The organism is Candidatus Contubernalis alkalaceticus (assembly GCF_022558445.1).
GTDB classification, from domain to species: domain Bacteria; phylum Bacillota; class Dethiobacteria; order SKNC01; family SKNC01; genus Contubernalis; species Contubernalis alkaliaceticus.
The window spans coordinates 3,010,731-3,035,263 of the sequence record NZ_CP054699.1 but is presented as its reverse complement, the minus strand read 5'-3'; the positions used below and the strand labels follow the sequence as shown (position 1 = coordinate 3,035,263).

Annotated in this window: 27 protein-coding genes; 22 read left to right on the top strand and 5 right to left on the bottom strand. The window is 40.7% G+C overall.

Going from position 1 to position 24,533, the window contains the following annotated elements; all coding sequences use genetic code 11:
• Positions 1 to 121 precede the first annotated feature (121 nt).
• Positions 122 to 1,285: an MFS transporter gene (locus HUE98_RS15015; RefSeq protein ID WP_241421422.1), complete on the top strand. Its 1,164-nt coding sequence runs from the start codon at positions 122 to 124 to the stop codon at positions 1,283 to 1,285.
• Between the two features lie 158 nt (positions 1,286 to 1,443).
• Here HUE98_RS15015 and tdh read toward each other — a convergent pair whose 3' ends face one another.
• Positions 1,444 to 2,487, bottom strand: coding sequence for an L-threonine 3-dehydrogenase (gene tdh / locus HUE98_RS15010; protein ID WP_241421421.1), 1,044 nt, complete (start codon positions 2,485 to 2,487; stop codon positions 1,444 to 1,446).
• 449 nt (positions 2,488 to 2,936) lie between these two features.
• Here tdh and HUE98_RS15005 point away from each other — a divergent pair, with 449 nt between their 5' ends.
• Complete coding sequence (locus HUE98_RS15005; protein ID WP_241421420.1) at positions 2,937 to 3,401, top strand: nucleoside deaminase; 465 nt, start codon at positions 2,937 to 2,939, stop codon at positions 3,399 to 3,401.
• A 155-nt stretch (positions 3,402 to 3,556) separates the two neighbouring features.
• Here HUE98_RS15005 and HUE98_RS18205 read toward each other — a convergent pair whose 3' ends face one another.
• Complete coding sequence (locus HUE98_RS18205; protein WP_407080266.1) at positions 3,557 to 3,727, bottom strand: hypothetical protein; 171 nt, start codon at positions 3,725 to 3,727, stop codon at positions 3,557 to 3,559.
• Positions 3,727 to 3,906, bottom strand: coding sequence for a hypothetical protein (locus tag HUE98_RS15000; protein ID WP_241421419.1), 180 nt, complete (start codon positions 3,904 to 3,906; stop codon positions 3,727 to 3,729). The genes HUE98_RS18205 and HUE98_RS15000 overlap by 1 nt, the downstream gene beginning before the upstream one ends.
• A 276-nt stretch (positions 3,907 to 4,182) precedes the next feature.
• Between HUE98_RS15000 and sfsA the strand changes: the two genes are divergently transcribed.
• Positions 4,183 to 4,878 (top strand): DNA/RNA nuclease SfsA, encoded by a 696-nt coding sequence (gene sfsA / locus HUE98_RS14995; RefSeq protein WP_241421418.1) that lies wholly within the window; start codon positions 4,183 to 4,185, stop codon positions 4,876 to 4,878.
• Positions 4,879 to 5,272: 394 nt separating this feature from the next.
• On the opposite strand, the gene mutY is transcribed toward sfsA, so the two are convergent.
• The gene (mutY, locus tag HUE98_RS14990) at positions 5,273 to 6,358 is read right to left on the bottom strand and encodes an A/G-specific adenine glycosylase (protein WP_241421417.1); all 1,086 of its coding nucleotides are present in this window, start codon (positions 6,356 to 6,358) and stop codon (positions 5,273 to 5,275) included.
• A 162-nt stretch (positions 6,359 to 6,520) separates the two neighbouring features.
• Here mutY and HUE98_RS18200 point away from each other — a divergent pair, with 162 nt between their 5' ends.
• A complete protein-coding gene (locus HUE98_RS18200) occupies positions 6,521 to 6,616 on the top strand; it encodes a 4Fe-4S binding protein (protein WP_318036565.1) in 96 nt (31 codons plus the stop codon).
• Between the two features lie 160 nt (positions 6,617 to 6,776).
• On the opposite strand, the gene HUE98_RS14985 is transcribed toward HUE98_RS18200, so the two are convergent.
• Positions 6,777 to 7,466, bottom strand: a complete 690-nt coding sequence (locus HUE98_RS14985; RefSeq protein WP_241421416.1) for a transposase — start codon at positions 7,464 to 7,466, stop codon at positions 6,777 to 6,779.
• Positions 7,467 to 7,768: 302 nt separating this feature from the next.
• On the opposite strand from HUE98_RS14985, the gene HUE98_RS14980 reads away from it, so the two are divergent.
• The 18 genes from HUE98_RS14980 to HUE98_RS14895 all read left to right on the top strand — a co-directional run bounded on the left by HUE98_RS14980 (position 7,769) and on the right by HUE98_RS14895 (position 24,452).
• A complete protein-coding gene (locus HUE98_RS14980; RefSeq protein ID WP_241421415.1) occupies positions 7,769 to 10,336 on the top strand; it encodes a heavy metal translocating P-type ATPase in 2,568 nt (855 codons plus the stop codon).
• Positions 10,337 to 10,362: 26 nt separating this feature from the next.
• A complete protein-coding gene (locus HUE98_RS14975; protein ID WP_241421414.1) occupies positions 10,363 to 10,626 on the top strand; it encodes a metal-sensing transcriptional repressor in 264 nt (87 codons plus the stop codon).
• A gap of 57 nt (positions 10,627 to 10,683) precedes the next feature.
• Entirely contained in the window at positions 10,684 to 11,349 is a 666-nt protein-coding gene (locus HUE98_RS14970; protein ID WP_241421413.1) for an HAD family hydrolase, read from the top strand.
• A gap of 398 nt (positions 11,350 to 11,747) precedes the next feature.
• The gene (locus HUE98_RS14965; RefSeq protein WP_241421412.1) at positions 11,748 to 12,593 is read left to right on the top strand and encodes an ATP-binding protein; all 846 of its coding nucleotides are present in this window, start codon (positions 11,748 to 11,750) and stop codon (positions 12,591 to 12,593) included.
• Positions 12,590 to 13,450, top strand: a complete 861-nt coding sequence (locus HUE98_RS14960) for an ATP-binding protein (RefSeq protein ID WP_241421411.1) — start codon at positions 12,590 to 12,592, stop codon at positions 13,448 to 13,450. Before HUE98_RS14965 ends, HUE98_RS14960 begins: the two co-directional genes overlap by 4 nt.
• Positions 13,451 to 13,478: 28 nt before the next feature.
• Positions 13,479 to 13,814 carry a NifB/NifX family molybdenum-iron cluster-binding protein gene (locus tag HUE98_RS14955; protein ID WP_241421410.1) on the top strand — a complete coding sequence of 112 codons (336 nt, stop codon included), beginning with the start codon at positions 13,479 to 13,481 and terminating at the stop codon, positions 13,812 to 13,814.
• Positions 13,815 to 13,877: 63 nt separating this feature from the next.
• Positions 13,878 to 14,207 carry a DUF5320 domain-containing protein gene (locus tag HUE98_RS14950; protein ID WP_241421409.1) on the top strand — a complete coding sequence of 110 codons (330 nt, stop codon included), beginning with the start codon at positions 13,878 to 13,880 and terminating at the stop codon, positions 14,205 to 14,207.
• Positions 14,208 to 14,224: 17 nt separating this feature from the next.
• Positions 14,225 to 14,581, top strand: coding sequence for a NifB/NifX family molybdenum-iron cluster-binding protein (locus tag HUE98_RS14945; RefSeq protein ID WP_241421408.1), 357 nt, complete (start codon positions 14,225 to 14,227; stop codon positions 14,579 to 14,581).
• A 25-nt stretch (positions 14,582 to 14,606) separates the two neighbouring features.
• Entirely contained in the window at positions 14,607 to 15,032 is a 426-nt protein-coding gene (locus HUE98_RS14940; RefSeq protein WP_241421407.1) for a DUF134 domain-containing protein, read from the top strand.
• 334 nt (positions 15,033 to 15,366) lie between these two features.
• Positions 15,367 to 16,620 (top strand): multiheme c-type cytochrome, encoded by a 1,254-nt coding sequence (locus HUE98_RS14935; RefSeq protein ID WP_241421406.1) that lies wholly within the window; start codon positions 15,367 to 15,369, stop codon positions 16,618 to 16,620.
• Positions 16,621 to 16,734: 114 nt separating this feature from the next.
• Positions 16,735 to 17,355: a TetR/AcrR family transcriptional regulator gene (locus HUE98_RS14930; protein WP_241421405.1), complete on the top strand. Its 621-nt coding sequence runs from the start codon at positions 16,735 to 16,737 to the stop codon at positions 17,353 to 17,355.
• 153 nt (positions 17,356 to 17,508) lie between these two features.
• On the top strand, positions 17,509 to 18,099 hold the full coding sequence (locus HUE98_RS14925) for a TetR/AcrR family transcriptional regulator (protein ID WP_241421404.1): 591 nt from the start codon (positions 17,509 to 17,511) through the stop codon (positions 18,097 to 18,099).
• Positions 18,100 to 18,176: 77 nt separating this feature from the next.
• Positions 18,177 to 18,971 carry a permease gene (locus HUE98_RS14920; protein ID WP_241423576.1) on the top strand — a complete coding sequence of 265 codons (795 nt, stop codon included), beginning with the start codon at positions 18,177 to 18,179 and terminating at the stop codon, positions 18,969 to 18,971.
• 908 nt (positions 18,972 to 19,879) lie between these two features.
• Positions 19,880 to 20,656 carry an ABC transporter ATP-binding protein gene (locus tag HUE98_RS14915; protein WP_241421403.1) on the top strand — a complete coding sequence of 259 codons (777 nt, stop codon included), beginning with the start codon at positions 19,880 to 19,882 and terminating at the stop codon, positions 20,654 to 20,656.
• Positions 20,657 to 20,683: 27 nt separating this feature from the next.
• Entirely contained in the window at positions 20,684 to 21,667 is a 984-nt protein-coding gene (locus HUE98_RS14910; protein ID WP_241421402.1) for an ABC transporter substrate-binding protein, read from the top strand.
• Between the two features lies 1 nt (position 21,668).
• The gene (locus HUE98_RS14905) at positions 21,669 to 22,700 is read left to right on the top strand and encodes a FecCD family ABC transporter permease (RefSeq protein ID WP_241421401.1); all 1,032 of its coding nucleotides are present in this window, start codon (positions 21,669 to 21,671) and stop codon (positions 22,698 to 22,700) included.
• 88 nt (positions 22,701 to 22,788) lie between these two features.
• A complete protein-coding gene (locus tag HUE98_RS14900; RefSeq protein ID WP_241421400.1) occupies positions 22,789 to 23,769 on the top strand; it encodes an ABC transporter substrate-binding protein in 981 nt (326 codons plus the stop codon).
• Positions 23,766 to 24,452 carry a GTP-binding protein gene (locus HUE98_RS14895; protein WP_241421399.1) on the top strand — a complete coding sequence of 229 codons (687 nt, stop codon included), beginning with the start codon at positions 23,766 to 23,768 and terminating at the stop codon, positions 24,450 to 24,452. Before HUE98_RS14900 ends, HUE98_RS14895 begins: the two co-directional genes overlap by 4 nt.
• Positions 24,453 to 24,533: the final 81 nt, after the last annotated feature.

Sequence of the window (24,533 nt, the reverse complement as noted above, 5' to 3'; positions counted from 1 at the left end):
TAAAAGTTTAATAAGACAAATAGATACAGTTGTTCTAAGAACCTCTGAAATAAGTATATATAAAATAGCGGTAAGTTATGAGATATTATTAAAATTACTTATAATTTGGAGTTGAAGGAATTTGCCTTTATATCGTGGATGGAAAGTAGCCCTGGCGGGGGCTGGGGTAAATTTTCTGGTAGGGATAAATTATACCTGGAGTATTTTTGCCACAGGACTGGTAGAACAAAAGGGGTGGACTTATTCCCAGGCTTCTCTGCCTTATTCAATATTTTTGTTTTGTTATGCCTTCTGCATGGTCTCGGCGGGTAGGGCGCAGGATAATTACGGCCCTCGGCCGGTGATCAGCCTGGGGAGTTTTTTTGCCGGCGGAGCTTTTATTATCAGTGCATACTACCTGGATTATCCCTTTACCGCAGCAGTGTTGTGGGGGCTGTTTTTAGGAATGGGGTTGGCTTGCTGTTTTGCTTCCACTACTCCCGCGGCTATGAAGTGGTTTTCTACGGAAAGAAAGGGGACCATCACCGGACTGGTGGTCACCAGCACCGGCCTGGCGGCGCTGATTATGTCTCCATTGATTCAGCGGCTGGTCCACAACAGAGGCACCGCTCAATCTTTTGTGATCTGTGGGCTGGTTTTAACTCTGGGTATTTTTATACTTGCTCAGTTTATCCATAATCCACCCTTGAGATTTGGGGACCTGAGAGGACGGCTTTCCAGAGGACGGTTTCCGTCTCTGAAGGATCCGCAGCTCTATCATTTCTGGGTAATGTTTTTTTTGACTACTGGTGCCGGAGTTACTATGGCGGCTCATCTAAATAACATCATGGGGGTCCAAACGGGCTTTGAAAAGGGTTACATCGCCGTGGCTCTTTTTGCCGCCTGTAATGCTGCCGGTCGTATTTTAGGGGGAATACTTTCAGACATAATTGGGCGGGCCCGGGCTATGACTGTTATTTTCAGTACCATAGCCTTGATGCTCACCTTTATGATGATGATTGAAACTCCCATTCTACTGATGGCGGCAGTTTCTGTTATGGCCCTGGCCTACGGTAGTTTATACAGCATCTTTCCATCGGCTGTAGTCAGCTTTTTTGGAGAATCCAATTTCGGGTTGAATTATGGAGTAGTTTTCACAGGACTTGGAGCGGCCGGACTTTTTCCATACCTGGGTGGAGTTCTTTTTGAGCTTCAGGGACATTACATTTCCACATATGCTCTGCTTTTGGGAACCACTCTGCTGGCGGTTATGTTCTCTCTGAAAATATCGGAGCCGTCCCATTGAACTCTTGCGTTGTCATGTTTCTTGTCAGGGAACGGCTTCTTTGTGAAAATGGTCATAACTTTGACGAACTCAGGTACTTGTTAAAATTAGAAAGTATCATGGGCTGCGTATTCCGCAGCCCATGATACTCCTAACATAATTAAAGTAACAAGCTTTAATTAGTTGGGGTAAAGAATGATTTTGCCGCACTGTCCTGACTGCATAATTGAAAAAGCCTCTTCATACTGTTCTAATTTAAATTTATGGGTTATGACCGGGCTGACATCCAAAATTCCGTTTAACAGGGCAGATGTTTTGTACCAGGTTTCAAATATTTTCCGTCCGGTAATGCCGGCCAGGGTAACACCCTTAAATATTATTTCGTTAGTCAGATCCAGGCAAATTTTTTCCTCGGGGAGGCCCAACAGAGCTAATCTTCCGCCGTTCTTTAAGGTTTTTAGTCCGTCTTGCAGACTTTGCTTATTGCCGCTCATTTCAACCACAATATCAATTCCGTCTCCTTTGGTGCCAATCAGCACTTTTTCCACGATGTTATGCTCCAAAGGGTTAATTATATGGCTTGCTCCCATCTGTCGGGCAATCTCTAAACGGTAATCATTTATGTCCACGGCGATTATTTTGTGAGCACCCAATACTTTTGCCACTCCCACCGCAAAGAGGCCGATGGCACCACATCCGGTGATTAAGAGGTTTTTCCCAGTAATATCGGTAGAGGCAGCAGCCATTAACGCATTTCCCACGGGGTCCTGCAGGCAGGCTACTTCCGGGGGAATCCCAGGGTCATTTTTCCACAGGTTGGCTTCCGGAACCCGTATATATTCCGCAAAGCATCCGTCAAAATCTACTCCTAGTATAGTATAATCTCTGCAGATGTGTGCCTGGCCTGTTCTACACTGGTAGCACTGGCCGCATGTTTTATGACATTCCAGGCTGACGTAATCCCCCTTGTGCCAGTTTTTTACTCCTGCCCCTACCTTAACAATAATTCCTGACATTTCATGTCCTATTACCACAGGAGGTTTCATCCTGGAGGCCGCCCATTGATCCCATTTGAAAATATGAAGATCAGTACCGCAGATGGAGGTGGCCAAAACTTTAACTAATACATCATGAGGCCCGGGCTGGGGGATTTTAATATTTCTAATAACAGCTCCTTTAGCAGGATTTTCCTTAACTAACGCTTTCATCATGCTTTTCATCATTAGTTCCTTTCTATTCTATTGAGAGTTTAATAAGACCCCCACCTCAAGCGTTAGCGTAGGTGGGGCTTTTAATCAGGTGGAGTAGGGTCATCCACCTGGTTCTCCGATGTTTAAGCTTGCTGAAACCAGTTCACTGTGCTATCCTTTCGCTTTTTATGACTATGGGGACATTGCATAGGGACATTCCTTTTCAGCAGTGTCCCCTTTTCTTAATATATTCTATAACTGTTGCAGTGTGCAGATTGTTATAGATAGCGTGAGATAATGAGATAGTGTAATTGTTTTTCATAAAGCCCTCCAAAAGCTGTCAGGGACTAGAATTTGGAACTATAATTAGAAACTATATATATTTTTTGTTATAATTATCTTACATTAGTTAAAGAGGATGTTGTTTTTTTCAGGGGGTTTTTTCCTCGACAACTCTTAACTTGTGGGAATGAGGTGTGAATATGAACAAATATATGAAAGCTGCTTATAATGAAGCCTTGGAAAATATTAAAGGCCATGAGGGAGGACCTTTTGGCGCTGTTATTGTAAAAGACGGGGAGATAATAGCGGCGGCAAACAATCAAGTGCTTGCCACCAATGATCCCACCATGCATGCGGAAATTGCTGCAATCCGCATTGCCACCCAAAAATTAGGCCGGTTCAGTCTGGATGATTGTTCAATTTACGCAACCTGTGAACCCTGCCCTATGTGTATGGCTGCTATTATCTGGGCCAGGATTCCTAAGTTATACTATGGCACTGATAGGAAGGATGCTGAGGCAATAGGTTTTGCTGATAATTATATTTATGATTTTATTACCGGTGTTGCAGCGGAAAAAAGGATTTCTGTTGAGGTTTTAGATCGCTATAAGTGTATAGAGTTGTTTGACAAGTGGATGAAAAAGGAAGATAAAGAAATGTACTAAATTTGTGTAAAGATGAGGTTGTTGTAGGAATTACGGAATTACGGGGAATTACGGGGACAGTATACTTGGTGGAATTACGGGGACAGTAGGGAATTACGGGGACAGTATACTTAATTTCAGTAAAGTTAATTAAAAGTTATTATAATTTTTAAGTATCAAACAATATTTAACTTTTTCTTTTCCCAACGCATATAACGAAGGTAGTCTTCCCCAATAGCTCCTGCCAAAGATTCTTTTGAAGTCGGTACTGCTATTAAATGAATGTAATTTGGCATGAGGCAGTATGCCCATATTTCAACGTTCCAATGGGAGTACCATTGTGCCATTAGTTTAAGGTATTTCTGATAATCTCTTTCGTAAAAAAAATACCTAACATTCCATAAACATTAATTGGTTGCCTTCCCGAAATTCTATTGTCACAGATGTCGCAAATGGGATAACCTGCCAGAGAATCGTTACGATAAATAATTAAGTAAGGTGTCCCCATGTTTCCCATGTTTCCCATGTTTCCCCCCACCTAAATTTTCTTCATACCATAAGCAGCAATGGTTCCCAGAGTTTAAGCATTTCCATGGGTTCCATAGCTATTGCATTGTTTTTTACAGCTTGTCTGGTGGGTATCCTGGGGTTTTTCTTCAGCGTCCGACTCCTGGAGGAACGGCTCCGGCCGTAACCTATGCAATATCCTGGCCTTTGACCGTAATGGAGAACCGGCAGCTTATCAGAGTGAAGGAACTTATCTTGCTGAATATTTCTAAAGGAAGATTTTTGGTGAAATATTATGGATAATATAAAACTGGTACCTGCCCGCATGTTGGAAAGGAAAAACCGGTTTGTGGCCCTGGTTGAAGTAAATGGAGAGGAAAAACTGGCTCACATTCCTAACTCCGGAAGAATGAAAGAACTTCTCTTTCCCGGTGCCCGGGTTATTCTGAGGGAGGCTTCGGGTAAAGGGCGCAAGACCCCCTATGAGCTGCTTTTTGCTTTCCAGGAGGGTATGCCGGTAGCCATTAATTCTCAGCTTCCCAACCGCATTATGTCCGAAGCTATTAAACGGGGGGAAATACAGGAGTTGGCCGGTTATGAAAAAGTAAAACGAGAAGCAGCCTGGGGGCACAGCCGTTTTGACCTTCTTTTGAGTAATGGCGAAAAGCCAGATTGTCTGGTGGAAATTAAATCCGTTAACCTGGTTAAAGATAGAACGGCTTTTTTCCCCGATGCTCCCACTACTAGGGGCAGGCGGCATCTGGAGGATTTGGGACAGGCAGCTCAGGAGGGGTTTAGAACCGCAGCTTTCTTCTTAGTAATGAGGGAGGATGCCGACAGGGTTTGCCCTAATGATTCAATGGATCCTGAATTCGGTCAGGCACTGCGGTGGGCTGTGGCGCAGGGCATGGAGGTTATGGCTCGGACCTGCCGTCTGCGGGGATTTAAGGTGGAGGTGGGAGAACCTATTCCGGTTATTCTGAATCTGTAGGAATTCCGGGGAATTCCGGGGACAGTATACTTAATTCCGTAAAAAGTTAATCAAAAGATATTATAATCTCTAAATATCAAACAGTGACAATTCCCCTGATAATTGAATTTTTTTATAGGCACATTATGAAAAATTAATGAAGGGATTTTTACAGATGAGAAAGATATTACTTATATCAGCGGAGTGGATAAAGCTGCGCCCTATTAAAAACTCTGACTTCAGAAGAAATAAATTTTAAGGAGAGCTTTGCCTTTGCGGATAGCTATTCGGATATAAATATTTTAGAACTGGTAGGAAATCCGGTAGTGGTGAATCCAGAAAGAGAGCTATATAAATTAGCTGTAGAAAAAAATTGGAAGGTTATGGGTAAATCCAAATAGAAAGAGCGTATTTTTCACTGCTGCAGCTTTTTTAATATGTCAGGCAGCAACGGATGATAAAATTTTGGAAAGGGAAGGGATGAAATGTCTTCTGTGTTTGCCCAGCGCCAGTTTTTTTTATTATCCGGGGAAGGGTCGGGACTTTCTGCGGGATATACGGAAACCTTCCAATGCTGGTGGCTGAAAGTATGATTGAGTTGAATTATTCTTTTTTTTAATGTTACTACATTCTTCAGTAGAAAGGAAAAAGATTCTTCTAACTCATTCTTTTTTTTATTCTTTTTCTTAATAAACGGAAGTTCCCATAATCCTCCCAACATACCGTTACGATCTCTTTTGTGCAGCAGACATCGTCTTTCTTTGGTAATAATAGCAGCGGCATATTCTATTGTTGGAATATGCCCTGTTTTTTTTCGTAATGGAAGTTCCTCGGCTTTTCCCCTTTGATAAGCCAGACATTCTTTTGTCAATATACACTTAAGACACTGAGGATTTCGGGGTAGGCATATAACGGCCCCCATTTCCATCATGGCCTGGTTAAAATCTCCCGGACGATGGGGATCCAAGAGGTTTTTGGCTGTGCCCTTGATTAATTTTAAAGTACTACTTTTAGTAGTATCATCCTCAATCAGAAACAGCCGGCAGGTTACCCGAACCACATTGCCGTCCACTGCTGCCAGGGGTTTTTGATAGGCGATGCTCAAGACGGCGGCGGAGGAATAGTCCCCAACTCCTCGGAGTTTCTTAAAGTCTACAGGGTCCGAGGGAACTTCTCCACCATAGGTCCCCTGCACTTCTTTTACCGCATCTAAAAAATTTCGTCCCCGGGCATAGTATCCCAGACCTTCCCAGAGCTTCAGGACTTCCTGTTCATCGGCGTTGGCCAGGGAAGAAAGGGTTGGGAATTTGTCTAGGAATCTTAGGTAATAGGGAATTACAGTGTTAACCCGGGTCTGCTGCAGCATAACCTCTGAAAGCCAGATCCGGTAGGGATCTGTTTCTCTGCGCCAGGGAAGATCTCTGTGGTTTTGGTCGTACCAGGACAACAGTTTTTGCCGGATTCCTTCTGTTAATAATTTTGTGTCAACATTGTCATGCATATTTTGCCTCGTTTCTTTCACCCTCAATAATAATGTCCCGTCTTAGTTTTCTTCAAAAAATTATAAACTCCTCTTTACTACCCCAGGGGATTTTTTTTTCGTGGTAATTCCTTATTCCTTATTTTGTTTTTTCTTAGAAAAGTTATTGACATGTGATAATTTATTTTTCCCCATCTCTGTCGCAGCTGTGGCTCTTGTGCATACTTTTGTCCCAATAAAGCTATAAAGGAAGTAGATAGAGAGCTGGGGATGATTTGAAAGGGTAACGCTGAAAATATTGAATTTACCCACGGAATACTTAATGTAGGAGAAGCTATGGCAGTGCCGGTCTGCTGAATTACGTGGAATTACGGGAATTACAGGGGAATTACGGGGACAGTATACTTAATTTCTCAGTAAAATTAATCAAAAGATATTATTAACTTTTTCTTTTTTCCCGAGGTTCTTTTGGACCAGGTTTACGAGGTCTTAAATTTCTTCCCACTATTTTTTCCATATCTATAATAAATTTTTCATTTCCAAGTGGACGGCCAGTTTTCTCGTGACTTCTGAATTTTTCTGTTTCTTCAGCAGAAATGCCCTCAGAAAGATATTTTTGCCAATCACCAAACATTTCTAGCAGTGGTTTTGATTGTACTAATAAGTCGTCTCGTCCTTGCATGTGTGCAGCGGCGCTGCTCCAAGGGTAATCCCATGGGTTTTTAACTAATCCCGCACGTACAGGGTTGAGCTCAATATAGCGGGCAGCAACATAGAGATGTGCATCATCCATTGGAAAAGAGGAAAAACGACCCTGCCAAAGATGCCCGCTCCAGCCCTGACGTAAGTTTACCCAACGCGTATAACGACGGTGAGCTTCCCCAATAGCTCCTGCCAGGGATTCTTTTGAAGGCGGTACTGCGATTAAATGAGTGTGATTTGGCATAAGGCAGTATGCCCATATTTCTACTTTCCAATGGGAGCACCATTGTGCCATTAGTTTAAGGTATTCCTGATAATCCCCTTTGTAAAAAAATGTTTGGAGACGACGGTTACCTCTTTGTGTAATGTGGGAGGCACACCAGGTGCCACTACTCTTGCTATTCTTGCCATATCTATATTTTACCACATACGTTACTAGAAAATCTATAATAATTTGTAAAAAAATACCTTACATTCTAAAACAATATTAATTGCCTTCCAGTAATTAATTGTTATATAGTGTCGCCAAAGGTATAGATGCCAGAGGGTCATTACGATAAATAATTAAGTAAGGCGTCCCCATATTTCCCCCCCATATTTCCTCCATATTTCCCATATTTCCATATTCGGGGGAGGTTCACTGCTTGACAAAAGATAAATCGTAGCTTATTATGTTGAGTAGCATTATACCCCAGGGGGGAGGGGTGTTAAGATGCGGGGGAGGGTGTTATGATAAATAAAAAATTTGAAGTAACAGGAATGACTTGTTCCGCATGTTCTACTCATGTTGAAAAAAGTGTGGGGAAAGCAGTTGGCATAGAAAAGGTAAATGTTAATCTCTTAAGCAACAGCATGACGGTACAATATGATGGAGCTAGCATAGATGAAGAAAAAATTATAAAAGCTGTTCAGGATGCAGGGTACAATGCTTTTGTTTATACGAACAAAGAGAAATTGGCAGCAAAAGTTTCAAAGCCGGTGAATGTAGATAATGTTAATAATGAAGTTATTCAGATGAAGAACCGTCTGATTGTTTCTTTTATTTTTACTATTCCCCTTTCATATATATCCATGGGACATATGTTTGGTTTTCCTCTGCCGGGTGCTTTTCTAGGGCATGAAAATGCTTTAATTTTTGCCTTTACCCAAATGCTTTTGGCATTGCCTGTGGTATTTGTGAACAACAAATATTATAAGGTAGGCTTTAAAACTCTCATCAAGGGTTCGCCCAACATGGATTCCCTTATTGCCATTGGCTCTTCTGCAGCGTTCATTTACGGAATCTATGCTATCTATAAAATTGGCTATGGTCTGGGACATATGGATATCCCCTTAGTTCATCAGTACTCCATGAATCTATATTTTGAATCTGCTGCCATGATTCTTACACTAATTACTCTAGGAAAATTTTTTGAAATAAGGGCAAAGAGAAGAACTTCTGATGCTATAACTAAACTAATTAATTTAGCTCCCCAGAAAGCTCTGGTTATAAGAGAAAATGAAGAAGTAGAAATTGCGGTGGAAGATGTGGTCAAGGGAGATATCCTCATTGTAAAGCCCGGTCAAAGTATCCCTGTAGATGGTATCATTGTGGAGGGCAGTTCATACGTGGATGAGTCGGCATTAACAGGGGAGAGCATCCCGGTAGAGAAGAAAAAGGGAGACCAGGTTATTGGAGCAAGCATTAATAAATCTGGATATTTTCAGTTCAAAGCGATGAAGGTGGGTGATGACACAGCACTTGCCCAGATTATTCGGTTGGTTGATGAAGCAAGCTCTTCGAAAGCTCCCATTGCTAAAATGGCAGACAAAATCAGCAGTGTGTTTGTTCCCATTGTAATTATAATTGCTCTGGTGGCTTCGGGTGTCTGGCTTTTGCTGGGTTATTCTTTTGAATTCGCATTTTCTATTGGAATATCGGTGCTGGTGATATCTTGTCCGTGTGCATTGGGGCTGGCTACACCAACAGCTATTATGGTAGGGACAGGGAAAGGTGCGGAGAATGGGATTTTAATAAAATCAGCAGAGTCACTTGAAATAGCACATAAAATTGATACGGTAGTTTTAGATAAAACAGGGACGATTACCCAGGGGAAACCTAAGGTTACTGATATTTTAACAAATAGTGAGACAAGCCAGGAGCAGCTTCTTACACTGGCGGCATCCATAGAGAAACTTTCTGAGCACCCTTTAGCAGAGGCAGTAGTGGAAGAAGCAAAGGACCAAAATATGGACTTGTATCCCGTGGTAAATTTTTTGTCCATCCCCGGACAGGGGATTGAAGCTGTTGTAAATAATAAGAAAATTTTTTCAGGGAATTTAAGGCTTATTATTGAGAATAATATTACTTTAAATGATATGGATATGATAGGCAGTAAAATGGCAGAGGAAGGGAAAACCCCTCTTTATTTCGCCGATGAGGAAAAGGTATTGGGCATCATTGCTGTAGCAGATGTTGTTAAGCCTACCAGCAAAGGGGCTGTAAGAGAGTTTGAGGCTATGGGGATTGATGTAGTAATGCTTACAGGGGATAACCAAAAAACAGCTGAAGCTATTAGAAAGGAGCTTGGTATTACCCGTGCAATATCTGAGGTAATGCCTCAGGATAAAGAGCGGGAAATACAAAATATCCGCAGTGCCGGTAAAATAGCAGCCATGGTGGGGGATGGAATCAATGATGCACCGGCATTAGCAAGAGCCGATGTGGGTATTGCTATCGGAGCAGGAACAGATGTGGCCATTGAATCTGCTGATATTGTATTGGTAAAAAGTGATCTCCTGGATGCCGTTGCTGCGATACAACTAAGCAAGTCCGTCATACGAACTATTAAACAAAACCTGTTCTGGGCATTATTTTATAACAGCCTGGGGATTCCGTTGGCAGCCGGTGTATTCTATCCCCTGTTTGGCTGGAAACTGAGCCCCATGTTTGGAGCTGCAGCTATGAGCTTAAGTTCAGTATGTGTTGTAACTAATGCATTAAGATTAAAGATGTTTAAACCCCACTTTACGCAAAAAAGGGGAGACAGTGTTGGTTTTCATGTTGTTCCCAACGATATAAAAAATAAAAATAAAGGAGTTGATAGTGTGACAAAGAGGATTATGATTATTGAAGGTATGAGCTGCTCCCATTGTTCTGGTAGAGTTGAAAAGGTACTTAATGCTCTGGAGGGAGTAGAAGCTGTGGTGAATCTTGACAAAAACCAGGCCATTATAACATTATCAAAGGAAGTGTCTGATGATTTACTGAAAAGCACGGTAACTGATGCCGGCTATACAGTTGTTGAGTTGTCGTAAAATAAGGATTATGTACAGGAGGCATTATGAGAGCTGATAAACAAAAAATAACTCGTCTTCTTAAAACGGCCAAAGGTCAAATTGAGGGCATATTGAAGATGGTTGAGGATGACCGATATTGTATCGACATATCTAATCAAATTATGGCTGCAGAGTCTATCCTCAGAAAGACCAATAAAGAAATCATTCATGCTCATATGAGCAATTGTGTGAAGGAGGCCTTTCAATCCGGAAATGAAAATGAGAAAATAGAAGAAATCATTGAAATTTTGGATAAGATTTCAAAGTAATAATTACGTGTAACGTAACACAAAAATTTCATGGAGAGGTTTTAGAGGAGGCGTTTTATGAAAATTGCTGTATTTGATTTTGACGGAACCCTTTATCCCTTTGATACTTTACCTTTTTTATGTAAACAATTAAAAAGCAACTCCAGGTTCACCTATTATCGTGTAATGACTACGCTGGTCCTCCTGTATGTGATCTATAAACTCAAAATTATTTCAGGGGAAATAATTAAGGAAAGAGCACTTTTTACTTTTATGAAAAGCTTTAGAGGTTTTAACGAGGAAGAGATAAATGACTTCTTTCGTAATGCTTATCAGCTTATGAAGAAAGATCTAAATCCAGAGGTTGTAAAGGAGGCGGAAACCTTAAAAGCTTCTGGTTACATATTGGTAGTCGTTTCCGGAGCCTGTAAACCATTGGTAAATTTTTTGGGAGAAGACCTGGGATTTGATCTGGTTATTGGGACGGAGTTTTCATTAAATGAGGGGATATTGAAAGCTGAGGAAGATATTACTTATATCAGTGGAGAGAATAAAGCTGCAGCATTACTTAAAATACTTCCTTCTGAAGAAATTAATTTTCAGGAGAGCTTTGCTTTTGCAGACAGTTATTCGGATATAAGTATTTTGGAAATGGTAGGAAACCCGGTAGCGGTGAATCCAGAAAGAGAGCTGTATAAATTAGCTGTAGAAAAAAATTGGAGGGTTATGGGTAAACCCAAATAGAAACAGCTTATTTTTCACTGCTGCAAATGGTTTAATATGTCAGTCAGTAATGGATGATAAAGTTTGCCCTGTCTTTTTTTGGTGATAATAGCAGGAGCATATTCTATTGTTGGAATATGCCTCTGTTTTTTTTGTACCGAAAGTTCCTGTGCTTTTTTACTTTGATAAGCCTGGCATTCTTTTGTCAATATATACTGATTGCATAATTACAAACTCCCTTTTATAATACCGGGGGATTTTTTTGGTGCTAATTTTTTTTGCAGAAAAGTTATTGACATATGCTCATTAATAGTATATTATTTTGTTATGAACATATGCTCATTACGCAAAAGGTAAGATTATAAAAAGAGCGTAAAACGATAAGACAATAGAACAGTAAGAATCGTAGGAGGATGACCATGAAAATCGGGATAGCCAGCGGCAAGGGTGGAACAGGGAAAACTACATTAGCTGTCAACCTTTCTGTTTATTTGCAGGAAAAACATCCGGTAATACTGTTGGATTGTGATGTAGAGGAACCAAATGCGCATCTTTTTTTAAAACCAACTTTTTCCGAAGAACAACCGGTCTTTGTAAAAAATCCTCAGGTTAACCGAGAAAAATGTGACTATTGTGGAAAGTGTAGTGAAGTATGTGCATTTGGAGCTCTTACCGTTCTCAAATCAAAAATATTATTTTATCCCCATCTCTGTCACAGCTGTGGCTCTTGTGCATACTTTTGTCCCAATAAAGCCATAGAGGAAGTTGATAGAGAGCTGGGGATTATTCAAAAGGGCAGTGCTTTGAATATTGAATTTACACACGGAATACTTAATGTGGGAGAAGCCATGGCCGTGTCGGTCATAAATGAAGTTAAAAAGAGTCAGGGAGTTGACCAGATAACCGTAATAGATATTCCCCCCGGCACTTCCTGTCCGGTGGTTGCATCTCTAAGAGATATTGATTTTTGTATTATTGTTACCGAACCAACTCCCTTTGGACTTAATGATATGGGACTGTTGGTGCAGCTGTTGCAAAAAATGGAAATCCCATCTGCCGTGGTGATCAATCGTTGGGATTTGGGAGATACCGGGGTAGAAAGATTTTGTCAAAATGAAAAAATTCCTGTTTTAGTCAAAATTCCTTTTGACAAGGAATTTGCCCGGCTCAATGCTGAAGGAGGGAATCTAATAGAAAAGATTCCGTGGTTTAGGGACTCAATTCAGGAGCTGTGGGCAGGGGTGAAGGGGTTGGAAAAATTATGAGTTATAAGGAAATAGTGGTGATCAGTGGTAAAGGAGGTACCGGTAAAACAACAATAGTTGGGTCTTTGGCTTCCCTGTTCCAAGAGATAGTATTAACGGATTGTGATGTGGACGCTGCAGATCTTCATTTATTATTACATCCGGAAATCAAGGAGAAAAATGATTTTTATGGGGGAGAAAAAGCTTCTATTGATAGAAACAAATGCAGAGAATGTGGGCTATGTGAAGAGATGTGCCGCTTTGGCGCCATTGATAATTTTCAAATTGACTCCATTTTTTGTGAGGGATGCCGTTTCTGCTATCATCTTTGTCCTGAAGAATCCATCTCCATGATTGAAGAATTTTCCGGCCATTGGTATGTTTCTCAGACCAAATATGGACCTTTTGTTCATGCCAAGCTGGGCATTGCTGCAGAAAATTCAGGAAAATTGGTATCCCGAGTGCGGGCAAGAGCCCGGGAAATTGTTCGGGAAACCAACGTTAAATATATTATAACCGATGGACCTCCCGGCATTGGTTGTCCGGTGATCGCTTCCATGACCGGGGCAGATTTGGTTTTGATTGTAACTGAACCTACAATATCGGGTTTTCATGATTTAGAAAGAGTTGTGGATACAGCGCGGCACTTTAATGTAATTCCCCTGGTCTGTATAAACAAGTATGACCTTCATCCGGGCAAAGCTCAGGAAATTGAGGATTATTGTAAGGATAAAGGAATTAAGCTTGGGGGAAAGGTTAGCTTTGACAGGGATGTCATTGGATCCATTGTAAAAGGAATGCCCCTGGTAGAATATTCTGATGGAAAGGCCTCAGGGGAAATTAAAAAACTATGGCAGGAAATTCTAAAATGTCTTTAAAACATTACAAGATTTAGGAGGTGATAATATGGCCGAAATTGCAATATCCAGCAGTGGAGAAAAAGTAGAATCCCCAGTGGTTCAAAACTTTGGAAGAGCTCCTTACTTTGCTCTTCTTGATGAATCGGGAGAATTTAATGTTTATGCAAATCCCGGATTAGATGCTATGGGAGGAGCAGGGGTTAAGGCAGCTCAATCTGTTGTCAACGCCGGCGTAAAAACTGTAATAACTGGAAAAGTTGGACCTCGGGCGGAAGATGTTTTAAAAGAAGCAGAGATTCAGGTTTTTGTATGCGAAGATTCAATATCGGTTAAGGATGCTTTTGAATTTTATAAAAATGGAAAACTGCAGAGGCTTTTTTAGTAAGAATTTACGATTTAAAAAAGCTGTGCAATTTTTCAAAAAGAGCATAAGGAGGTGAAGAAAATGCCGGGATATAATGGAACAGGACCAGCTGGCTGCGGCCCAATGACGGGTAGGGGAACAGGATATTGTTCTGATTTTGATAGGGACGTTGACAGGAGAAGAAATTTTAGAAGCAGGAGAAGATATCTAATGGATGATGACAGGGGTATTTGTTATGGAATAAGACGCAGGTTCAGGGATAGATTTTTTTCTTCTCCAGGATATTACAGAAGGTATGGTCAACAAATGGGGTATCCTAACCGTGAATATTCTGAGGAATTCCCCACTGAGGCAGACAGAGAATATCATCCCAATCCCCTTTGCCATTTTTGTAGAAAGGTATTATACTAATAGGAGGCGTATCTATTTTGAAAATTGCTATTGCAACTGATGGAAACAGTGTGGCTCAGCATTTTGGACGGTGTGAACAATACACCTTAGTAAGTATTGAAGATGGTGAAGAAATTGGGCGGGAAAATGTTTTAAGTCCTGAACATCAGCCGGGAATTTTACCTTTATTTTTGTCAGCATATAACATTACTCATATTGCCGCCGGTGGAATGGGACCAAAAGCTCAGGAGTTATTTGTAGAGAAAAATATACAAGTTATGGTTGGTGTTTCCGGGATATTGGAAAATGTTATAGAGGACTTTATTCAAGGGAGCTTAACAATCGGAGAAAGTCTATGTGAGCATGGCCCTGACCATGTTTGCGACCACGAATAAAATTTTTTTGAGGAGGGGGAGCATTATGCCAAGGCCGACTAAGTGGAGACATGTCCAGTTCATGCCGAAATACGGTTATTTCAAGCCGGCCGGAGTTCCCCTAAAAGATTTGGAAGAAGTTATTCTTCATGTGGAGGAACTAGAAGCTATTCGTTTGAAGGATAAGGAAGGCTTGGAGCAGGAAGCCTGTGCGGAAAAAATGAATGTTTCCCGGCCTACCTTCCAGAGGATATTGAGTTCGGCCCGGGGCAAGTTGGCCGAAGCCTTGACCCAAGGGAAAGCTATTAAAATTGAGGGAGGTAACTTTAAACTTGCCAGCCGACATATCTTTTGTAAAAGCTGTGATTTTCAGTGGCAGGCTCCTTTTGGAAGTGGAGATAGGGCCCGGGATATGTCCTGTCCCCGGTGCAGTAAAAGATCAGTTTCTCGGGAAGATAATAGCTTAAAGTAAATCTTGATTGGATTACTTGGGTTTAGTATTTTTGCTTCAATGATCCAGTAGAATTGTTGCAAATAACTTATAAATATAAAAAGCAGGACAGGCATATAAGAATGTTAGGGTAGTTTAAATATTATAGATTTTTATAATGGAAAGCTTCAGGGTTAAAACCTGGAGCTTTTCTATTATTTTATCAACCAGCTGTTGTTACCAGGTCTTTTTCACAGGGCAGGGAGGACAGAAAAGTCACAAATTCTTATTGACCGATTTAGTTTAAACTAATATAATACTTATAAGAGTGAGTGCTCACTCATTTAAGGTAATTTTGGAGGAGGAGGTTTGAAGATTGTTGCAAAAAAGACTAGTATACATAACTTTATTCACTATATTCTTTATAGCTGTGGGAGCAGTTTCTGTAATTGCTGAAAATCAAAATCCGGAAAGCTGTGTTAACTGTCATGAAGGTGCGGCCAGGGACTGGGAACGGGGCTCCAAATCGGAGTTCATGTTATGTGTTGACTGCCATGGTGAGGCTCATACCGGACCGGGCGATGCACACCTGGTTGAGGTTCCCACACCCAAGGATTGCGCCGTTTGTCATCCTCAAGAAGTAGAACGTTTTGAAGAAGGAAAGCATGCATTTGCCTGGGAGGCCATGTTAGCCGTTCCAACTTTTCAGGATATGCCCAAGGCGGCCACTGACAAGGGTTGTGTTTTATGCCATCAGATTGGATATGAATGGGATGACGGAAGCCGGGGCAGATGTGATTCCTGCCACAGCAGACATGTATTCTCAGCAGAGGAAGCCCGGGAGCCGGAGTCCTGTGGACACTGTCACACGGGAGATCACCCACAGTATGAAATGTGGCAGAGTTCTAAACACGGTATGATATATGCCATAGAACAAGATCCAGAACGTGCCCCTACTTGTGTTACCTGTCATATGCCGGAAGGAGACCATTTTGTAATGACTGCCTGGGGTTTTCTGGGTGTCCGGGGGGAAGAACCTTACGCAGAATGGGAAGCCGACAGGGAAAAAATTCTTTATGCTCTAAATGAGATGGGACCCGCCAGGGCCCCTGAGGTAATGCGGGAAACGATGGGAGAATGGGAAGAATTAAGGGCGGAAATGATTGATATCTGCAGTCAGTGTCATGCAACCAGCTATGCCCAAAGGGATTTAGAAAAGAGTGATGCCCTATTAAGGGAAGCCGACAGGGTAAATGCCCAAATTGTTGATTTAACTAACCAGTTTTATGAAGAAGGGCTAATTGATGAGCGAACCCGGTTCAATACTTTTAGGGATGCTACGGCAAACCGCTTTGCCACTTATATGGGGGCATTCCATAACTCTCCACTCTATGCCTGGGATAAAGGGTTTTTGGCATTAACTTCAGATATGGTTTACCTGCGGGATGATTTGATACAAGAAAAGAAGCTGGACATTTTTGGCGGAAAAATCAAGCAGTCCTTATTCTTAGGGGGGACAGCACTGGTTATTGCCGTTGCAGGATTGCTGGCCTTCACTGTGGTGACAGTGAAAAGAAAGAAAAAAGAAGAAGGAAGCAGTAATGAGAAGGAAAAGCATGATGATAATTAAAAATCTAATATAATTAAACCTCCCGGTTATTTTACCCAGCAGTTTGCAATTCTCAAACCATTGAGCTATGATAAAAGCAATTTAATAGAGATTTAATAACCGGGAGGTCATTTTATGGTTACAATCAAAAAACCAAATCAACAAAAACCAGTCCGGAAAGAATTAATACTGGCAGCAGCCAGGGACGTTTTTAGTCGAAAAGGGTTTAAAGGTGCTGCCACGGCGGAGATTGCTGCCCAGGCTGGAGTGGCAGAAGGGACAATTTTTCGATATTTTAAAACAAAAAAAGAACTGCTCCTGGCTGTAGTTGAACCTGTTGAAAATGCCTGGATAGATGAATTTTTGCACAGCGCCACCGGGGAAAATGGCACTGAGACTTTACGAGTTTTTCTGAAAAATCACCTGGGAATGGTAAGAGAAAATTTTGATCTTTTCAAGGTTTTTTTCTATGAATCTCAGTTCTACCCGGAATTGAGGGAAAAATTCGTAGAAAATGTAGTATTAAAGACCCTTGCCCCGGTAGAAAATCATCTGTCCCGAATGATTAGTTCAGGAGAATATCGGGAAGTGGATGTTAAAATAGCCTCCAGGGCTCTGTATGGAATGTTGGCGGTTTTCATTGCCTGGAAAGAAATACTTCAGGCTGAAGATGTTTGTAACTTTGATGACGGTGAGGTTATAGAGAATATTATTGATATTTATCTACATGGCGTGAAAGCAAAGCATACTGAGTAGATTGTTTGAATTGACAAAAAAGGGAAAGCATAATACAATAATGAATGAACGTTCATTCATTTATTAATCCATCCATTGTTTTGCTCCAGGCCCTCTGCTGACTTGTAGTTCCGGCTAAGAATATTGGAAAATTTCTAAGGAGATAATCACAAAATGGAAAAAAACTTGAAAGATAAAAAAGAAATGGTCTATCAAGGTGCTGTAGAGGTGATTTCTCGGGAGGGGTTTCATAATGCTACAGTTGAAAAAATAGCCTCCTCCGCGGGGGTTGCTGTAGGCACAGTTTATAATTATTTTTTGAATAAAAATGACATCCTGGATTATATTTTTCAAAAAGAGTTTGAGAAACGGAAAAGTTATTTTTTAGAAATTAAGGAAAAAGATCTTCATCCCTTAGAAAAATTAAAAAGTATTCTTTCTATGCATTTTGAAGAAGTTAAGAAAAATAAAGAGGTTTTCTCAGTTATTTTGCGGGAAAGAGGTATGCACATAGTCTGCCACTCCCAAGGAATAACCCGTTTTGAAGGTCTGCCCCGTTTTATTGAAGAAATATTAATAGAAGGAGTGAATAACGGGGATCTTCGATCTGGTGATCTTAAAGTGATTTCATTGGTAATATTTGGAGCCATCGAGGGGTTAATGAGCCGCTATCTTTTTGAACTGGAGGAAAAGGGACATTCCACTCTATTGGATAATGCGGCAGAAGAAATTGCCCGGATATTGTGGCAGGGTTTGAATAATTAAAGATATTATTATAAAAATGAATGAATGAACATTCATTCATTTTAACCAAAGGAAAGGAGTGATATTTTTTGGAACTGGTGCTTATTTATTCATTTTTAATTATTGGGCTGGCTGTTTCTATATACAAGGATAGAGGCAAAACAAAAAAGGCTGTATTTATAGGTTCCCGTATATTTATCAAGATGCTCCCCAGCTTGCTTCTCATCGTGGGCTTAGTAGGGCTCATCTTGGTGTTTATTCCTCCGGACACTATTGGACGCTATATGGGAACAGAAGCCGGTTTTTCGGGCACTTTGCTGGCAGCAGTATTTGGAGCAATTACCTTTATTCCCTCTATTGTATCTATCCCCCTGGCAGGTTCACTTGCTCTTGTGGGATTCATGGCCGCCATATTTCTTTTCATACATTTTCTGTATCCTCCCCAGTCTGTAGAAGTCTATTCTATATCTTTAAATTACCTGAAGGAAATGGCTCTAATCATTCCACCGGTGTTCATTTTAATGGGACTGTTTGAGGTGTGGGTTCCGAAAACCTTTATACAGAAATATATGGGTAAAGAGGCAGGTTTTAAAGGGGCGGCCCTTGCCTTTGTGTTCGGCACTATCCCCACGGGCCCCGTTTATATTGCTTTCCCCATAGCTGCCGGTATGTTAAAAAAAGGAGCCCGTATAATGAATATTAATATATTCCTTGGAACCTGGGCCGCTGCTAAACTGCCTCAACTTTTAATTGAACTAAAGTTTTTGGGTCCGGCTTTCACAGCTCTTCGCTTTGCCCTGACAGTAATTTCTGTAGTAATTATCGGTTTTCTGGTTGAAACCCTGATGTTAAAGAAGGAAAATCAAGAACGGTGTGCCACGGAGAAAGGATAAAAGTAACAATTTTTTCGAGAATTACGGGGGAATTACGAATTACGGGGACAGTATACTTAATTTCAGTTAAGCTAATCAAAAGATATTATAATCTCTAAATATCAAACAATATTTAACTTTTTCTTTTTTCCCTAGGTCCTTTTGGACCAGGTTTACGAGGTCTTAAATTCACTCCCACTATTTTTTCCATATCTATAATGAATTTTCATTTCCAAGTGGACGGCCAGTTTTCTCGTGACTTCTGAATTTTTTTGTTTCTTCAGCAGAGATGCCCTCAGAAAGATATTTTTGCCAATCACCAAACATTTCTAGCAGCGGTTTTGATTTTACTAATAAGTCGTCTCGTCCTTGCATGTGTGCCGCGGCGCTGCTCCAAGGGTAATCCCATGGGTTTTTAACTAATCCAGCACATACAGGGTTTCGCTCAATATAGCGGGCACCAATATAAAGATGTGCATTATCCATTGGAAAAGAGGAAAAACGACCCTGCCACTACTCTTGCTATTCTTGCCATATCTATATTTTACCAGAAGTTACTAGAAAATCTATAATATTTTGTAAAAAAAAGCCTAACATTCCATTTTATTGTCACAGTGTCGTCAAAGGTATAGATGCCAGAGGGGCATACGATAAATAATTAAGTAAGGTGTCCCCATATTTCCCCCATATTTTCATATTTCACATATTTCAAAAGCTTATTTATCATTTAATAAATTGGCTGCAGTTTCAGGGTCATTTACTTTTACGGCAGCTTAATAAACAGCTGGTGGTTTTTGATTGTTTGATTTCAAGGGGTAGGAAAAATATTCTTGACAAGTTTAAAGAATCAACTTATACTAATTATATGAGAATGAATCTCAATATCAATTATTTATGACGGAACGTAAGAAACTAATGGAGGAGTGATAATGCTTGAAATAAAAAAATTAAGTTTTTCTTATGGTAAAAGTAAGGTGTTACATAATATTAATTTCAATATTGAAAAAGGTGAAATAGCTGTTCTTGTAGGGCCCAACGGTTCTGGAAAATCTACACTTCTTCGCTGTATTGCCGGTCTTTTCAAGGCATCGGAGGGGGAAGTATTGTTAAAGGGAAAAAAGATGCAGTCCTGCAGTAAAAAATGGCTTTCCAGAGAGGTCTGTTTTTTACCTCAAATACAAATGCCTGTAAGGCATATCAATGTTTGGGAATTAGTAGCAATGGGAAGGAGCCCTTACCAGTCTGTTGGTTGGAGTTACTCAAAAGCTGATAAGGAAAAAATACAATGGGCCATAGAGTTTATGAATTTAAATAAACTGCAGCATAAACCTCTAGATGCTATTTCAGGGGGAGAAAGACAAAGGGCATGGATCGCTATGGTTCTGGCACAGGATACAGACTTGATTCTATTAGATGAGCCAATTACCTTTTTAGACATTAAATATCAATGGATGCTGCTGGATATGGTTAAAGATATTCGAAACCGGTTTGGTAAAACCTTTATCTTTGTCTTACATGATATTAATCATGCTCTGGCTGTGGGAGATAAGACCATTGTGCTGAAAGATGGATTTATTCATGCCTCAGGATGTCCTCGCAAAATACTAACTTCAAAGCTCTTATATGATGTTTATGGGATAAATGCTCACATTTGTTCTTTTGCAAAATGTTCTAGACCAGTTATCGTGCCTGAAAGTGCAAGTTAATTTTTTTAAAAAAAGAGGGGGTATATTATGTTAAAGAAAAAATGCTTTTTACTTATAATGGCAGTGCTGTCTATATTACTTATTTTGGGCTGCAATAACGATGCAGTGAAGGAGGAAGCCCAGGAAGATGACCCGGAAATAGAGCAAATAGAAGCAGAGGCAGATGAAGAACCAAGAATCATAACGGATCATTTACAAAGGGAAGTTGAGATTCCCGAGGATCCTCAGAGAATATTAGCTCTTACAAGAAATTTTATGGAGGAGTTGTTTGAACTGGGGGTAACCCCTGTGGGTAAAGTGGAGGAGTATAATAACCGGCTTGAGGGAACAGCTCTTCCCAGTGTTTCCAACCAGACAACACCCAACATTGAAGCGATATATGAATTGGCACCGGATTTAATATTTGCCAATACACGTCAGCATGGCGAAATTATTGATGCTTTGGAAGGAACTGGTGCGGCAGTAGTTTTCATTGACCCCGGAATGGTTCAGGAGGACCCACTGGTAGATAGAATAAAATTTATGAGTGAAATTTTAAACAGGCAGGAAGAAGCTGAAGCATACATAGCACATTTAGACCAGGTATCGGAGGAGCTGCGGGATAAAATCTCTGACTGCTCTTTTGAAAAAGGTTTAATTCTTGACTCTGGAGACAAGATTTCCGCAGCGCAGCCTACCGGTTTCTTTGGTGCTTTACTATATCGTCTGGGGATAGAAAACATTGTTCCCGCAGGGCTGCCGGGGTCAGGTCAATCAACTTGGGTAGATTTTGATGCAGAAACCATAATTAAAGAAGATCCAGACCTTATTATGCTTCGGGCTGCCAGTAATGATGAGAATGAGCATAAGCAATTATTAGAGAATTTTTTAAATAATACTGCATGGCAGGGCTTAAAAGCAGTAGAGGAAAACAAGGTTTTTGTTCTTTCTACAAAGATTAGTCCAGGAAATATAAGTAATGAAGAGGCTTTAAGGATGACTGTTGAGATAATATGTCCTGAAGGGAACTAAAATGTCACACTTGGAATCTGAAAGTCAGTTGATTGTACAGCAAAGAAAAAAGGTATTGCTTATTTTTTTCTTTGCTGTAACTGGCTTTGTCATAATGTTTATCAGTATAAATATAGGTACACTTTTCTTTGACTTAAATCAGGTAATTTCTGTTTTGTTTGGGAAAACAGCAGATACGCTTGCCCATCAGATTATCTATAACATAAGACTTCCAAGAATATTAACCGGCACACTGGTGGGAATGAATTTAGCCCTTTCCGGGGCTTTGCTGCAGGGGGTTTTGCGGAATCCTCTGGCCTCTCCCCAAATCATCGGGGTAAATTCAGGAGCTGGTTTAGCTGCGGTTATCATCATGATTTACTTTCCAGGGAATATTACCATGATACCTCTGGGGGCTTTTTTAGGTGCTTTCCTGGCTGCCACCCTGGTATATTGTTTAGCTGCCATGGATGTTGGAAGCTCTACCATAAGTATCGTTTTGGCAGGGGTAGCTATTTCGGCTTTTTTAAATGCTTTTACCTCAGGGATGATGATTTTAAACGGCGATGAGTTGGAGGTTACTTTTTCATGGCTGTTGGGAGGGCTAACCGGCAGGGGATGGTCCTATTTTCATATTATACTGCCTTACAGTGCGGTAGGTTTGACGGCTGCCCTTTTTTTAAGCCCCAGGGTAAATTTATTTGCCCTGGGGGATGAGGTCAGCAGCAGCCTTGGCCTGCCTGTTAAAATATACAGGGTTTTAGTAATAATAACTGCTGCCGTTTTAGCAGGGAGTGCAGTAAGTGTTGCGGGCACTATTGGTTTTGTTGGGCTTATTGCACCTCATATGGCCAGGCTCCTGGTGGGAAATGATTACAGATATATGCTGGTTTCCAGTGGTATGCTGGGGGCAGTGCTTTTACTGTTGGCAGATACCATTGCCAGGACCGTTTTTCAACCTGTGGAACTGCCGGTAGGTGTGATTACTGCTGCTTTAGGGGCGCCTTTTTTTCTGTATCTGCTGTATAGAAAGGGGGGTAACGCAAAAATATAAGTTCTTAAAAAAAATCCTGGTGTTCATAAATATGTGTAAGGTGAAGGTTTAACCCAATGAATGACAATAAAAAAAGTAGGTGAGTAAAGTGCAAAAAGATTTTTTGGGACTTTTACCCTGTGCTTTAAAAGTTCCCTTTGAGGAAAAAATCAATCTATTTGTTGAGGATAGTTTAAAGGATATACACTTTGATTACCTGGTGGAAGCCAATGCCAACAAGCAGTTAGATTATTTTGATCAAATATCAGCCATTGATGATATAGAAGATTTGCCGGATATATTTATGGCCCCGGGTTTCAATGGTTTTTATTACAAAGCTTTTATGGAACGGTTTAAAAATACGGGATGTTTTATATCAATTAATCATAAGGAAATTAATGATGATCTGGCTTCCTTAAGTATTCTTGACCCCCATGATGATTATACCATTACCTGTTTTAATCCTACGGTGATGTTGGTAGACAGAAGTTTTTATGTGGATCTCCCAGTGCCGGAAAGCTGGCAGGATCTTTTAGAGCCTGAGTTTGCCGGCAAGGTAGCCATAAGAGGCCATGCTAATGACGATTTTTGTGAGGGTATTCTTTTAAATATTTTTAAGGATTACGGTATGTCTGGAATACAAAAATTTGGTCGATCCTTTAAAGTTGGACTCCACCCTGCCCAAATGGTTAAAATGGCCGGGAGAAAGAGAGAAGATGCCCCCGCTGTCAGTGCCATCCCTTATTCCTTTGCAAAGCTGGTAATGGACAGTGAAAGAGTTACTAGTAAAAGGGTTACAATCGTTTGGCCCAAAGACGGAGCAATAGTTAACCCTGTGACTACTTTAGTGAAAAAGTCCAGTGTTTCTAAGTTAAAGGCAGTATTGGATTTTTTAGCTGGAGCAGACGCCGGGCAGATCTATGGAACGGCCCGCTTTCCTTCGCTGCATCCTCTTGTGCATAATGACCTTCCCCAGGGGGCAGCTTTTAAATGGCTGGGTTGGGATTTTATTCTTGAAAATGATTTAGAAGAATTAATTGATGAGCTAAACATTGTGTTTAAAGCCTCTTTTCAGGGGGCAGCAGTATGAAACTGGTGACATTCTCCGGGCCTCCGTCATCGGGAAAGACCTCAGTAATAGTAAATGTGGCGAAGTCTTATCAACAGGAGAAAAAGTCCGTAGGAGTTGTGAAGCTTGACTGTTTGACCACCAACGATAACCTTATTTTCGAGAAAGCTGGAATCAAGGTGAAAGTGGGGCTGTCTGGAAATTTATGTCCCGACCATTTTTTCATCAGCAACATTGAAGACTGCGTCAGCTGGGGAAAAATTAACAAATTTAACATACTGTTTAGTGAAAGCGCAGGTTTATGCAACAGGTGCTCTCCCCATATAGAAGGAGTCACGGCAGTATGTGTTATTGATAATCTAATGGGAATAAATACGCCACAAAAAATAGGGCCCATGTTAAAACGGGCAGATATAGTGGTCATTACAAAATATGATATTGTATCTCAGGCGGAAAAAGAGGTTTTTGCCTTCAGAGTCAGACAGGCTAACCCCAAGGCTGTAATTATTCATGTTAATGGGATTACAGGACAGGGAGCAGCTGAGCTGGGTAAACTGTTAATAAAAGCTGAAGAAATTGACAGCCTTATTGGAATGAAATTAAGATTTTCAATGCCTGCAGCTCTCTGTTCATACTGCCTGGGAGAGGTGAGAATAGGGAAGGATTTTCAGATGGGAAATGTTCGTAAAATTAATTTGAAGTAATAACCTGCTGTTTTAAAGTTTTGAACCGGTGAGAGGGAATCACTGAAGGTGAGTCAGTATTGCATGGGATAAAGGGGAGTG

Coding starts and splice junctions, on each gene's coding strand:
- HUE98_RS14960 (WP_241421411.1), top strand. CDS start 12,590: ATGAGTTATAAGGAAATAGTGGTGATCAGTGGTAAAGGAGGTACCGGT.
- sfsA (WP_241421418.1), top strand. CDS start 4,183: ATGGATAATATAAAACTGGTACCTGCCCGCATGTTGGAAAGGAAAAAC.
- HUE98_RS15000 (WP_241421419.1), bottom strand. CDS start 3,906: ATGGGAAACATGGGAAACATGGGGACACCTTACTTAATTATTTATCGT.
- HUE98_RS14940 (WP_241421407.1), top strand. CDS start 14,607: ATGCCAAGGCCGACTAAGTGGAGACATGTCCAGTTCATGCCGAAATAC.
- HUE98_RS14980 (WP_241421415.1), top strand. CDS start 7,769: ATGATAAATAAAAAATTTGAAGTAACAGGAATGACTTGTTCCGCATGT.
- HUE98_RS14910 (WP_241421402.1), top strand. CDS start 20,684: ATGTTAAAGAAAAAATGCTTTTTACTTATAATGGCAGTGCTGTCTATA.
- HUE98_RS18205 (WP_407080266.1), bottom strand. CDS start 3,727: ATGGCACAATGGTACTCCCATTGGAACGTTGAAATATGGGCATACTGC.
- HUE98_RS14970 (WP_241421413.1), top strand. CDS start 10,684: ATGAAAATTGCTGTATTTGATTTTGACGGAACCCTTTATCCCTTTGAT.
- HUE98_RS14895 (WP_241421399.1), top strand. CDS start 23,766: ATGAAACTGGTGACATTCTCCGGGCCTCCGTCATCGGGAAAGACCTCA.
- HUE98_RS14950 (WP_241421409.1), top strand. CDS start 13,878: ATGCCGGGATATAATGGAACAGGACCAGCTGGCTGCGGCCCAATGACG.
- HUE98_RS14930 (WP_241421405.1), top strand. CDS start 16,735: ATGGTTACAATCAAAAAACCAAATCAACAAAAACCAGTCCGGAAAGAA.
- mutY (WP_241421417.1), bottom strand. CDS start 6,358: ATGCATGACAATGTTGACACAAAATTATTAACAGAAGGAATCCGGCAA.
- HUE98_RS14965 (WP_241421412.1), top strand. CDS start 11,748: ATGAAAATCGGGATAGCCAGCGGCAAGGGTGGAACAGGGAAAACTACA.
- HUE98_RS15005 (WP_241421420.1), top strand. CDS start 2,937: ATGAACAAATATATGAAAGCTGCTTATAATGAAGCCTTGGAAAATATT.
- HUE98_RS14955 (WP_241421410.1), top strand. CDS start 13,479: ATGGCCGAAATTGCAATATCCAGCAGTGGAGAAAAAGTAGAATCCCCA.
- HUE98_RS14915 (WP_241421403.1), top strand. CDS start 19,880: ATGCTTGAAATAAAAAAATTAAGTTTTTCTTATGGTAAAAGTAAGGTG.
- HUE98_RS14975 (WP_241421414.1), top strand. CDS start 10,363: ATGAGAGCTGATAAACAAAAAATAACTCGTCTTCTTAAAACGGCCAAA.
- HUE98_RS14905 (WP_241421401.1), top strand. CDS start 21,669: ATGTCACACTTGGAATCTGAAAGTCAGTTGATTGTACAGCAAAGAAAA.
- tdh (WP_241421421.1), bottom strand. CDS start 2,487: ATGATGAAAAGCATGATGAAAGCGTTAGTTAAGGAAAATCCTGCTAAA.
- HUE98_RS14925 (WP_241421404.1), top strand. CDS start 17,509: ATGGAAAAAAACTTGAAAGATAAAAAAGAAATGGTCTATCAAGGTGCT.